The 11,684-nt window shown below is 36.5% G+C and carries 10 protein-coding genes and 4 pseudogenes; 6 read left to right on the forward strand and 8 right to left on the reverse strand.

All coding sequences use genetic code 11. From position 1 onward, the window contains the following. Positions 1-56: 56 nt before the first annotated feature. Positions 57-449 carry a Cd(II)/Pb(II)-responsive transcriptional regulator gene (cadR, locus tag CDA10_RS16310; RefSeq protein WP_000550240.1) on the reverse strand — a complete coding sequence of 131 codons (393 nt, stop codon included), beginning with the start codon at positions 447-449 and terminating at the stop codon, positions 57-59. A 90-nt stretch (positions 450-539) separates the two neighbouring features. Here cadR and CDA10_RS16315 point away from each other — a divergent pair, with 90 nt between their 5' ends. Beyond that, complete coding sequence (locus tag CDA10_RS16315) at positions 540-1,820, forward strand: cation efflux transmembrane domain-containing protein (RefSeq protein ID WP_089606599.1); 1,281 nt, start codon at positions 540-542, stop codon at positions 1,818-1,820. A gap of 63 nt (positions 1,821-1,883) precedes the next feature. Further along, a complete protein-coding gene (locus CDA10_RS16320) occupies positions 1,884-2,588 on the forward strand; it encodes an IS6-like element IS1006 family transposase (protein ID WP_089606600.1) in 705 nt (234 codons plus the stop codon). 36 nt (positions 2,589-2,624) lie between these two features. Here the strand turns inward: CDA10_RS16320 and CDA10_RS16325 are convergent. The 3 genes and pseudogenes from CDA10_RS16325 to CDA10_RS16335 all read right to left on the reverse strand — a co-directional run. Continuing rightward, a pseudogene (locus tag CDA10_RS16325) lies at positions 2,625-3,068 on the reverse strand (SOS response-associated peptidase); the annotation flags it as partial. 246 nt (positions 3,069-3,314) lie between these two features. Further along, positions 3,315-4,421, reverse strand: a complete 1,107-nt coding sequence (locus CDA10_RS16330; protein WP_000482094.1) for an ImmA/IrrE family metallo-endopeptidase — start codon at positions 4,419-4,421, stop codon at positions 3,315-3,317. A gap of 12 nt (positions 4,422-4,433) precedes the next feature. After that, on the reverse strand, positions 4,434-5,144 hold the full coding sequence (locus tag CDA10_RS16335) for a hypothetical protein (RefSeq protein WP_089606601.1): 711 nt from the start codon (positions 5,142-5,144) through the stop codon (positions 4,434-4,436). 858 nt (positions 5,145-6,002) lie between these two features. Here CDA10_RS16335 and CDA10_RS16345 point away from each other — a divergent pair. The 3 genes and pseudogenes from CDA10_RS16345 to CDA10_RS16355 form a co-directional block, all read left to right on the forward strand. Further along, positions 6,003-6,716 carry a phosphoribosyltransferase gene (locus CDA10_RS16345; RefSeq protein ID WP_001986287.1) on the forward strand — a complete coding sequence of 238 codons (714 nt, stop codon included), beginning with the start codon at positions 6,003-6,005 and terminating at the stop codon, positions 6,714-6,716. Between the two features lie 394 nt (positions 6,717-7,110). Further along, positions 7,111-8,310, forward strand: a complete 1,200-nt coding sequence (locus CDA10_RS16350; protein WP_089606602.1) for a tyrosine-type recombinase/integrase — start codon at positions 7,111-7,113, stop codon at positions 8,308-8,310. Between the two features lie 152 nt (positions 8,311-8,462). After that, a pseudogene (locus CDA10_RS16355) lies at positions 8,463-9,552 on the forward strand (IS3 family transposase); the annotation flags it as partial. On the opposite strand, the pseudogene CDA10_RS17055 reads toward CDA10_RS16355, so the two are convergent. Further along, positions 9,482-9,664: pseudogene (locus tag CDA10_RS17055) on the reverse strand (IS110 family transposase); the annotation flags it as partial. The pseudogenes CDA10_RS16355 and CDA10_RS17055 overlap by 71 nt on opposite strands. Before the next feature lie 114 nt (positions 9,665-9,778). Here CDA10_RS17055 and CDA10_RS16365 point away from each other — a divergent pair. Next, positions 9,779-10,343: pseudogene (locus CDA10_RS16365) on the forward strand (DinB/UmuC family translesion DNA polymerase); the annotation flags it as partial. 164 nt (positions 10,344-10,507) lie between these two features. On the opposite strand, the gene CDA10_RS16370 reads toward CDA10_RS16365, so the two are convergent. From CDA10_RS16370 to CDA10_RS16380, 3 genes are read right to left on the reverse strand one after another with little or no spacing between them, the layout of a single operon-like run. Further along, entirely contained in the window at positions 10,508-10,795 is a 288-nt protein-coding gene (locus tag CDA10_RS16370; RefSeq protein WP_089606603.1) for a type II toxin-antitoxin system RelE family toxin, read from the reverse strand. Then, positions 10,785-11,033: a type II toxin-antitoxin system Phd/YefM family antitoxin gene (locus tag CDA10_RS16375; RefSeq protein ID WP_072689757.1), complete on the reverse strand. Its 249-nt coding sequence runs from the start codon at positions 11,031-11,033 to the stop codon at positions 10,785-10,787. The genes CDA10_RS16370 and CDA10_RS16375 overlap by 11 nt, the downstream gene beginning before the upstream one ends. Positions 11,034-11,035: 2 nt before the next feature. After that, positions 11,036-11,479, reverse strand: coding sequence for a hypothetical protein (locus CDA10_RS16380; RefSeq protein WP_089606604.1), 444 nt, complete (start codon positions 11,477-11,479; stop codon positions 11,036-11,038). Positions 11,480-11,684: the final 205 nt, after the last annotated feature.

Below are 11,684 nucleotides of genomic sequence, written 5' to 3' on the forward strand. Positions count from 1 at the left end.
ATTCGTGGTTATTTGCAACAGTGCCGATTTTTTGAAAAAAGCATAGGTCTAGATAATCAAGCTAGATTTTTTAAAACTCCACATTGGTCAATTGTACATAAACCATCACAAGTACCTCTTAAATCAGATAGTTGTTCAATAAGCTTTTGTTGCTTGATTATATTTTCTCTGATAGCACTGACATGTAAGTCAATTAATTCATTCACATCTGAACAATTTTTCTCAGGTTTGTCTTTATAGGTAAGTAATTGACGAATTTCATTCAAACTCATATTTAAAGTTCGGCAATTCAAAATAAATTTAATTCGCTCAACATAGCCTACATCGTAAAGGCGGTAATTTCCTTCCGTTCTTTCCGGTTCCGGAATTAAACCTTCCTTTTCATAAAACCTAATTGTTAATACTGAACATGAGGTTTTTTTAGAGAGTTCACCAATTTTTAAATGCATTGAGTTGGTATTTCCAAAAAATCTTGACTCTATAGTAACTATAGGGATTCTAATATTCAAAGTTTATAAATTTTTTTAATGGGTATAATTATGAGTGGTTGTGGATGTAGTAAAGAAACACCATGCGAAGATAAGAAATCTCAACAAGAAAATCATCCATCAATTGCAGAAGCAAACAATTCAAAGAATTGTAATAATACGCTTAGCTGTTGTGGTGAAGAGGAAGAAGAAAAATCTTCATCTCCTTGCTGTAACACTTCAAACAGTTGTGAAGATACCGCTCAATCCTGTTGTGGTTCTGATCCCAAAGAAAATTTAAGCACTGAAGACGTTTTAAAAAATTCGCACTACATGAGTGAATACTTAGTTCCCAAAATGGATTGTTCTGCGGAAGAACAGATGGTTCGTATGGCGCTATCTTCAATTGATGGTGTTCAAAAACTCATCTTTGATTTACCTAACCGGTCTTTAAAGGTTCTACATAATCAAAAAGATGAAAATATAACTACCAAACTTGAAGCTTTGGGTTTTGGTGCAAAGCTTGTGAAGACTGAAACTTATATAAGCAATCAACAGGCTAAGCAAACAAGTACCTATACCATTCCTAAAATGGATTGCTCTGCTGAAGAACAAATGGTCCGTATGGCTCTTGCAGATATTGAAGCAGTTAAAGGTCTTACTTTTGATCTTCCCAATCGAAAACTGAAAGTCTTCCATAATGAAGGGATTCAGCAAATTACGGCCAAACTTGAAGGACTGGGTTTTGGGGCGAAACTTGATGAAACACAGCTTTCTTCAGGCGATATACCTAATGAACCTGATCCTGTGAGACAAGCTAAAGTACTTAAACTGTTATTAGGCATTAATGCTCTACTTTTCTTTATAGAATTCATCAGCGGAATTATTGCTGCGTCTACAGGATTGATTGCTGATTCTCTAGATATGTTTGCCGATGCAGCCGTTTATGGTATTGCGCTATATGCCGTCGGAAAAGCTGCGAAATATCAAGTGAAAGCAGCCCATTTCGCAGGTTGGATTCAGTTATTACTTGCTGTCATCGTGATTATTGATGTCATTAGACGATTCATGTTTGGAAGCGAGCCAGAATCAACGCTCATGATTGTTATTGGCCTGCTCGCACTTATAGCTAACGTGACATGCTTATATCTTATTTCTGGTCATCGAGAAGATGGCGCACATATGAAAGCCAGTTGGATTTTCTCGGCGAATGACGTTGTCGTAAATATGGGCGTTATATTTGCCGGTGTACTCGTGGCGTGGACCGGATCAGCTTATCCAGACTTAATCATTGGCATACTGGTTTCTTTATTCGTACTTAATGGTGCCCGAAAAATTTTGGCTTTGAAGTAAGGGCACTGTTGCAAATAACCACGAATGGTAAGCTGAAGACTGTTTTAGCTAAAGGTGCAGCATATGAATCCTTTCCATGGTCGGCATTTTCAGGGCGAAATCATTCTTTGGGCTGTGCGCTGGTATTGTAAATATGGCATTAGCTATCGTGAACTGCAGGAAATGCTGGCCGAACGGGGTGTGAATGTTGATCACACGACTATTTACCGTTGGGTTCAACGTTATGCTCCTGAAATAGAAAAACGTTTACGCTGGTATTGGCGTAATCCTACAGATCTGAGCTCGTGGCATATTGATGAAACCTATGTAAAAGTGAATGGACGATGGTCTTATCTGTATCGTGCAGTCGATCAACGTGGCGATACCATTGATTTTTATCTTTCTTCTAGACGTAATACCAAATCAGCATATTGTTTTCTTGGAAAAATTTTAAATAATGTGAAGAAGTGGCAAATTCCACAAGTGATCAACACGGATAAAGCACCCACATATGGACGTGCTTTATCACGGTTAAAACGGGAAGGTAAATGTCCACCAGACCTTGAGCACAGGCAGATTAAGTATAAAAATAACGTGATTGAATGTGATCATGGCAAGCTAAAGCGGATCATCAGGACCACATTAGGATTCAAATCTATGAAGACGGCTTATGCCACAATTAAAGGTATTGAAGTCATGCGTGCACTACGTAAAGGACAAGCATCGTCATTTTATTATGGTCAGCCTCAGGGTGAAGTGTGTCTAATCAACAGGGTTTTCGGTCTCTAAGTACTTTTTAAAGGAAACATCATCGACTCAAATCTCTATTTGCAACAGTGCCAAGGAACGTACCTTATTGCCATTAATCACTGCATCATCATAGATCCCTGCAACAGTAAAAGGCTGATCATCTTTACGCTTGATGGTGTACCAGTGTGGCTTGCCATTGATGTATTTCGGCTCATAAAATTCTTGTACTGGGACTAGGCAGAACTTGCTGTACTTCCAAGCATGTCGAAAGCTAGGCTTATCTGCTACAGACTCAGTTCTGGCGTTATAAGTATGACTGCTGAACTTCAATTCTTTCGCCCAGCTCGGTAGTAATCCAAACTTTGCAATATCAAGCTCTAAGTGATCTGAGCCGTTCAGAATGATTGGAGCATGATAGGAAGGGAATACATGATCCTTAAGCTCAAGATCAAACTGGCTTGTATCGACACCTAAGAGTGTCAAATTTCTTTTATTTGGAAATAGGTAATTTGAGCACATAGCCTGATCACATAACTAAAGAATTTATCTGAAATTGTATACGATGCTTTATGGAACACATGGGATTTATGGTGTCAGTTCAAGTAGGCTATATGAAAAAAGTCATGATGGGGCAAGTTACATTTTCAGTTAAAGTATGACTTATGGGATGCAAAACTACGTTGGGCGTGAAGTCATAAAAAAATTAATCAGGATTTTGCATAAATAGTGCGCCGTAAGGCGCATTATTTTTAAGGAAGGTTTGTATTACTCGACAATATATAACTTATGTTTTTTCTTCGGGGGCTCAACTTTAGCTAAAGCATCAAATGTTAATTGATTAAAATCTTCTTCAGAGATTCCAATTTCATCAAGCATTTTATTTTTATCAAAAGATGGTTGTGAGGCTAAAACAGAGATAATTTTGGGCAACATCAAACTCTCATCTCGATGAGTTTCTTCAGGTTCATTAATGTTGTAGCCCAACGAATTGATCTTTATAGAGTTACTACGATTAACCCAATCACTAACTAAGCCCAGCTTGTGAGCTTTATAGTTAATAGCCTTCAGGGATGTTCGCCAAATCTTTTTATACTCAATCATATTTTCTAGTGAAAAATAGCGTGGAGCAGTAGAAAGAAATGCATCTGTTGGCATTAAAAATTCAGATGAAAATTGATCCGCTTCAGTTTCGAGAACACGATTATCTTTCTCGACACGAATTTTTTTGTTATGCGTATGCATAACGATATGACCAAGTTCGTGTGCACAATCGAAGCGGGCTCTTTCGGCAGACTTAAATGTATTTAGAAATATGAAAGGGCTACCACTTTCATCATCAAAAAAAGATAGTGCATCAATTTCTCGAATTTCAGTCGGTAATCTAAAGACACGGATTCCCTTTAGCTCACACAACGAAACAATGTTATTAATAGGTTGATTACCTAAAGCCCATAAACCTCTCAACTCTGACGCTAGGTGATCGGCATACTTAGATTCACCCAAAAACTCAGTAATATCTAAATCAGGACGGTGAAAAGTAGGTAACTTTACTTTCTGATTTAAGTACTTGTTAATATTTATTGCTAAAAGAGTATATGCCTCATTAGCTTTTCTATGCTGTGCTTTAATACGAGCAACCGATCTATAGAAGATTTGGTCTGTTTCATGTGGTTGTGTGTCATTACCTGCAAAGAATGACTTGGGTAAATTTAATACACGGCATATATCATCTTGATCATTTTCATTGATTTCTTTATCCACGTCTAAAAGTTGCTTTACCTTAGAGATAGAGCAACTCAATTTTTCTGCGAAATCGGTATTGCTAAGTCCTCGTAATTCTTTAGCAATACGTAAACGATCTTTATTAAACACATTAACCTCAGATTAAACTACAAGCTGAATATCAAAATCATCTGGTTTAATTTCATTAGATGGTTCCAATACTGGCTTAGGATCAGTTTTTACAGGAACTGTATTATCTATTTCAAATGCAATTCTGCAAGTATGGTCACTTGGTAATATGAAGATTTTTTCAGCATTTGAGTTTTGTACAAAGCTCGTTGGGTATGCAAATTCAAAAGGAATTGTTGGGATATCGACATTCTTATAAGCAGGATGAGATGCAGAGGGGAAGTACAAAATCCAGGTCCGTAATTTTGTCTCATCATCATAAGCAGACTGATTCTCCTTAATATTATTTAAGGTCATTAATCCTTTTTCACAGTGTGCTGATACAACTTGGTCAGCTAACCCCAATGCAATATTTCCACTCATAAAGATAATTTGTATTTTCTTTACTGTATTCTCAATTCTTGGCTGGCTGTCATTGTGGAATATCCAAGCAGGATCAGATTGTCGAAGCAGTAAAGCAATCTGTTCTCCAATTTTTCCCCATCGTGCAATAAAGCGTGCACGGTTATAGTGAGTATTTGTTCTATAGTCAGCATCACCGATCATAATTGCGTTTCTGACTAACTCGAGATCAGGTAATCCTAACTGTTTAGCTTTTTTGATAGCATTTTCACCTTTGAAAAAATCACATGGCGTGGGTTCAGAAGGTTGGATTGATTCTTCATCAAGGAGATTTAAATTCATCTTAAAAGTTATCCTAAAGTAGCGAATGTCTTTTTTATAACATCTTTTGATGTTTTAAAAAAGACATTTTTATAAATGTGTGCTATCTTCACTTACAACTTGATAATAAGAATTTTGGAGAAGAGACGTTGAGTAACTTATTCATTAATCATAAAAATTGTCCTGAATGCGGTGGCCGTATCAAAGGCTATTATTACTACTGTGGGCAGTGTGGTAGTCAAAATGTTGTAAACTGGAAGCACACGGGGATATTTTTGTTGATTGCTGGAACGATTTTTCTGGTTGCTATGCTTTTTTTTGCTAAAAAATTTTGTGCAAATCCATTTTTTTCACAAGTTTCATTGTGCTAATTTTTTAAATAATTCATAGAGGTTGATAGTAAAATGAAAGTTAAAGATTTAATTAAATAATTAGAAGAGTTTGATCTGGAATTAGATGTTTTAATTGCTAATGAAGAGAACAAAATCATTGGCATAAAAACCCTAGCCCGATTCTTTGAAATAAGCTATGTTTCTTTTGTTCATCCAGAGACACAAAGAAATGATATGGAAAGAAATGTTGAATTTACCTTTTTAGGAATGTCGACTAAAGACTCTAGAGTTATTGTTTTTATTGACGTTGTTCCATAATTTTCAAGTAGTCAAAATGAGTATACAATATTCATGTGATGCAAGAAGATACAACTGGATAGGATGGGCCCATAAGTATTTGAAGCTGCCTCGTGTATGATCATGGGGACTGTCCAAACAAACGGCTTTTGAGAGTGCTGCCTGATACGAAAAATAATATCCAAGAGATGCTAGCGGTAAATTTAGTGTAAAATTTAATGCTAGCCATCATTAAAACTTATTTAAAAATATGAAGTTATATCGCACAGATTGGAATATGTTTCCTAAAACGGTTATTGACCGTGGTCTTGGAGATGCAACCTCTCATTACATGTATGAAGCTGCTAAAGCAGGGGATGTTGAAAGTGCGTATATTTTAGCTAAAGATTTAGTTTCGGATGAGGCGATTGCTGAACTAGAAAGAATTATCGATGGTCGGGAAACTATTATAGTACCTGTACATGCTGAGGAAGCAGTCGGTCGTAATATGATTCCTTTAGCTACTTCAGCAGTTATAGCAAAGAAACTTGGGCTTGAAGTTGATACGAATATAGTTCAAGCTATAAAAGTATCAAGAACTGGCGGTGATGGGTGGCATAGATTAGCCAACCCACCAGCATTTGATGGGACAATAAACAATGATAAATGTGTTATTATTGTTGATGATACCCAGACCCAAGGTGGTACTTTTGCAGCATTAAAAGGTCATATTGAAACAACTGGGACGAATAAAGTTATTGGAGCATATGCACTGACGGGTAAACAATACTCATCACAATTAGCTCTAAGTAAAGAAACTCTTCAGCAATTGAGGGATGTATATGGTAATCTTGAAGCATGGTGGAAATCGATTTACGGGTACGATTTCGAAAGGCTCACAGAGTGGGAAGCAAAGTATATCCTCAACTCTCGTAAAACAGCTGACGAAGTCCGAGATAGAATCATTGCGTCAAAACAAACGTGATGCTTATGCACTTATGATGAAAATGAATTAATTATTATTTAATTAAGTTAAAAGACTGCTATATAGCGGTCTTTTTTGTTTTTGAGCTCTACAAATTTTAATGAGTACATATAGTTACTTTTATAAAAATGATAATAAAGGGTAGAGGAGGTCATCTAAGAATTTAAAGCACAAGACTTATTTAACCATTGATGACAGAAAAAGTGAGTTGTTGGGAACTTAAAGAAGAGGTGGTACTTATAATGGTTACTAAAATACAAATACTTAAAATATTAAATATATAAAACAATATATTACAAATATATATGATGCGTAGTGTACGCATCATATATAAAGCGTTCTATTTTGATATAATTGATCCAATCAACCCCTTATTAGGTTTCATTTAAATTCCATGAGTCTTACTGAAATTAAAGTTCGCCAAGCTCATTGCAAGGAAAAAACTTGTTTTTTATCCGATGAAGATGGACTTAGCCTGAAGATTGAGCCGACTGGAAGAAAATCTTGGTGCTATCGCTATACAGATCCACAAACAAAAAAACGTCGCCGCATTCAGTTGGGGCTTTATCCTGATTTATCGCTGAAAAAGGCACGACAAGTCAAAGATGACTTTAAAGACAATAATTATTGTTTTGAGCATGATACTGTCTCTAATGTCATCACCTTTCGTAAGGTAGGGGAGGAGTGGCTGCAGTTCAAACTGAAAAATGCATTTAATGATTCACCCCGCTGCGGTGTACTACAGTTAGCAGAAAGATGTTTACAGCAAGATATTTATCCAGACCTTCAGGATTTACCTTTTCAAAACATCAAGCGTTATGACCTGGTTTCAGTAATCAAAAAAATAGAGGGACGCCAAGTAAAAGAACCTGTCAAGAAAGCTTGTAGTTATTTGAACCAAATTTATGACTACGCTGTAGCGATGGGTTATTGTGAATTCAACATCGCGCATGGTTTAAATAAAATCGCCATTAACAGTAAAATCAAGAAAAATTATCCGTATTTGAAAGCGGAGGATATATCTGATTTTAAGTATAAATTACAAAAATTGGATGCCCATCCGATTATTAAAAAAGCACTGATGTTTAAATTATATACTGGAGTGCGAGGGGCTGAATTGTTATTATCTGAGCCTCATCATTTTGATTTAAATGAAAAAATATGGAAAATACCTGCCTTGCATATTAAACAGTTTCGACGAAAAGTCATATTAGGCCATGAGATTCCAGATTTTTTAGTTCCACTTTCAAATCAGGCTTTAGAGATTTTGAAAGACGTCATGCAGTGGTCATACGGTGAAAAATACCTTTTTGCTAGCCCTCGCAAACACAATCAACCGATTCATTTTAATACTCTAAATATGGCCATACGTAAGATGGGGTATGGCAAACATCAACTATCCTCTCATGGACTACGTTCCACTTTTAGTACCATTTTGAATGACTCAGGTTTGTTCCAAGATAATTGGATTGAGGCACAACTTTCACATATTGATAAAAACCGTACCCGTGCCAGCTATAATCACGCTGACTATTTAGCTCAACGGACTGAAATGATGCAGTGGTGGGGTGATTATTTAAGTACTAGTAAGTGAAAATCGTACTGAACCGTACCGGGTTTGTCGGAGAGTCAATATTATTGTCAACGGCATTCTAAAATTGACCCCTTTTACCTCGTATTAAGTTTCAACCTGAGGTTGAATCCCTATTCTTTTTTTATTCTTCAAACGATAACTCTCACCCGATATTGAGTTCTGAGTTTGATGTTCATCAAAACCAAATTATTGACTGGAAAAATCAATTAATCTCAGCTTCCTCGCAAGCTTTCGATCAATCAAAAGCTCCATCAGCCCCCCCATTGATCTTAAAAAGTTACATGCAAAAATCGGTGAGCAGGCATTAGAAATTGATTTTTTAGAAGGTGTGTTGAAGAAACTGGGCCGCTTCAACCACAAAAGTTAATCGACGACTCACTTCAGATTTCAGTATCTAAACAAGCTAAGTTACTGAAAGTCTCTCGTGGTTGTTATTATTATCGCCCAAAACCTGTTAGCTCATCAGAGCTGAAGCTGATGCGGTGTATTGATGAATTACATATGCAATATCCTTTTGCAGGTAGCCGTATGATGCGTGATTTGTTGAATCGTCAAGGGCATCATATAGGACGACGTCATACACGTACTTTAATGAAGAAAATGGGTATTCAGGCGTTATATTGCAAACCAAATTTAAGCCAGGCTAATCAAGCTCACCGTAAATATCCATATTTGCTCAAAGGATTGGCTATTCAGCGCAGTAATCAAGTGTGGTCTACGGATATAACGTATATCCCTATGGCAAAAGGTTTTGTTTATTTATGTGCTGTGATTGATTGGCATAGCCGCAAGGTACTTGCGCATAGGGTATCGATTAGTATGGAGGTAGATTTTTGTATTTCGGCTTTAAATGAAGCGATTGAAAAATATGGATCACCTGAAATATTGAATACAGACCAAGGCAGTCAGTTCACCAGTGATGCATTTATTGATGTATTGAAATCAAATGGCATTCAAATCAGTATGGATGGTAAAGGTCGATGGGTAGATAATGTGATGGTTGAACGATTATGGCGGAGCGTTAAATATGAAGAGGTGTATCTCAAAGCTTATAGCAGTGTCACAGATGCGAAAAAGCAATTGGGTGCATATTTTGAGTTTTATAATTTGAAACGACCTCATTCGAGTCTAGACATGAGATACCGTCTTGGTAGTCAATCAGGTTTTGAGATTATTCGACCAATAAATAATCTCTTTGATAGGCAGTCTGATGTTTTAAAACGCCATAACACAGATGTATAAGCTTGCGCATTGCAGCACCTAAAGCACACATTTTATTTTTACCCTGGCTTAATAATCGTTGATATAAAGCTTCAATGTGTGGATTATATTTAATCGCTGTTAATGCTGACAGACTTTGTTGCATAAATATGTAAGCATCTGATTTAAATAAATTTAAATTTGGATCAAAAAATAATCAAAACTTTTAAAATCATATAGTTATGAAATCTTTGTGCAACAAAGCCGTATTGAACTGGAACATACGCCACTTACAAAGAAGCAAATCATTGCGAGTCGTTCTTTTGGTCAACGTATCTACCACATTGATGATCTTAAAGAAGCCATGTCATTGTATGTCATGGATGCGATTAGCAGACTGAGAGATGATAATCTGTTGTGTGGTTGTCTGATTGGTTTCGTACAATCAAACCCATTTGATAGCTCAAAGCCCTTCTACAACAAGTCTTTATCCTTGGCTTTATCAGAACCTACCGACAATCTATTGGTGCTCTCTAAACTCGCTACAGCGATGATTGATGCTGTATGCAAAGGATATAGTATTCAAGAAATGTGGCGTGATTCTGACGTGTCTCGAACCAAAGGCAAGTCATGTGTATGACATGTTTACCGACATGAAGCACATCGAAGTCAGTAATGCCTTGATGGATTCCCTTGAAGCGATTCATCTTAAGTATGGCAAAACCAAGATTGCCTTGGGCGCAAGTTTAATGCCGAACAGAACATGGAATATGTCACGAAATCGTCTAACACAGAACTACTTTAAATGGGATCAACTGCTTTGTGTGAAGTAAATGTCTTGCCTATAAATTGATTTCGTTTTGGTTTCATAATAGTTGTTTTTTGATTTCAAAATAGTTGTAATTTACTACTATCTAATCAAAGATTATCTACATCAAAAATGCCCATAAACATGAGTGTTTTCATAGACACTACCTGCTTATAGGCATTACATTATTTATGAATGACGAGAATTGGCATCATCATAGACGGCATTGTTTTCACGTCTGCCTACAGCAATCACGATGACAACTAGCTCATCATCAATGACTTCATACACCAGACGATAACCAATACTACGAAGTTTGATCTTGTAGCGGTTAGGATGTCCTGACAACTTGTTTTTGGGAATGCGAGGATTCTCCAAAACCTTGATCAACTTCTTCTTCAATGGCTGCTTAATACTTGGATTAAGCTTATTCCATTCTGCTAATGCTTCTTCTAAAAAGTCTAACTTATAGGTCATCAATATTTACTCGAATGCGTTTCTGATTCGCACGAGTATCTGCAATCTTATTCAGTTCCAAGTCTTCTAGTTGTTCCATCATCGTTTCATACAGATCAGCCGGAACACAGTAAAACGCTGGTGTATTACGATTAAGGATTGCGACAGGTTCGCCTTTGCCTGCCAACACTGTATCCATCGGACTCTTTTTCAGTTCAGTAATACTTGCAGTCATTCGTGCATGGATTAATTGAGTCATAGTTAAGCCTCTATAGAATTTAGTGTTTGGAGTTTGGGTTGAATCATTACGAGTAGATTCGGGTAGCTAATTTCAGCATACCGATCCAATGTGGATCTCATTCTGATAAGTAAGGAGGCATCAGTAACTAGCAGCATTTTCGCAAGGTAAGACATCGCTGAACGAAATGCCTTTAACCATTTACGATGTTGCTCAATACGGTCTATAGATTGTGATCGCATTTCCCGTCTTTGGGGAACTATACAATCTAGGCAACTTTCTAATGCACGTACTACATCAACCCAAGAAAGGACATTAAGAGCTTCTTCTAACTCTTTGGCTTGAATTTGTTGGTGCTCTCTTTCATCCATTAAATCAAATAGACGTCTGAGTTCCTGCATACGAACTTCATCCTCTCGTTTTAAACGAGATTCTTCAGTTTCGGTCCAGATAGCATCAGAATTCATAGGTACTCCTATTCAACAATAGGATTATAGCACAGATAAAAGCACATTTAAAAGTACTTTTAAAAAAACTCTAATTAACCCTCTTTGCTACACTATGGCTTTGTTGAACAAAGATTTCATAACTATATGATTTTAAAAGTTTTGATTATTTTTGATCTAAAATTAAATCTATTTAGGGTGGTGTTTTAAAAAGTATGCTGACATT

It is taken from the genome of Acinetobacter piscicola (assembly GCF_002233755.1).
Lineage (GTDB): Bacteria > Pseudomonadota > Gammaproteobacteria > Pseudomonadales > Moraxellaceae > Acinetobacter > Acinetobacter piscicola.

What these genes read in the sequence shown, in the direction of transcription:
- CDA10_RS16380 (WP_089606604.1), bottom strand. Translation starts at nt 11,479, where the DNA reads ATGAATTCTGATGCTATCTGGACCGAAACTGAAGAATCTCGTTTAAAA.
- cadR (WP_000550240.1), bottom strand. Translation starts at nt 449, where the DNA reads ATGCATTTAAAAATTGGTGAACTCTCTAAAAAAACCTCATGTTCAGTA.
- CDA10_RS16335 (WP_089606601.1), bottom strand. Translation starts at nt 5,144, where the DNA reads ATGAATTTAAATCTCCTTGATGAAGAATCAATCCAACCTTCTGAACCC.
- CDA10_RS16315 (WP_089606599.1), top strand. Translation starts at nt 540, where the DNA reads ATGAGTGGTTGTGGATGTAGTAAAGAAACACCATGCGAAGATAAGAAA.
- CDA10_RS16375 (WP_072689757.1), bottom strand. Translation starts at nt 11,033, where the DNA reads ATGACTCAATTAATCCATGCACGAATGACTGCAAGTATTACTGAACTG.
- CDA10_RS16370 (WP_089606603.1), bottom strand. Translation starts at nt 10,795, where the DNA reads ATGACCTATAAGTTAGACTTTTTAGAAGAAGCATTAGCAGAATGGAAT.
- CDA10_RS16320 (WP_089606600.1), top strand. Translation starts at nt 1,884, where the DNA reads ATGAATCCTTTCCATGGTCGGCATTTTCAGGGCGAAATCATTCTTTGG.
- CDA10_RS16345 (WP_001986287.1), top strand. Translation starts at nt 6,003, where the DNA reads ATGAAGTTATATCGCACAGATTGGAATATGTTTCCTAAAACGGTTATT.
- CDA10_RS16350 (WP_089606602.1), top strand. Translation starts at nt 7,111, where the DNA reads ATGAGTCTTACTGAAATTAAAGTTCGCCAAGCTCATTGCAAGGAAAAA.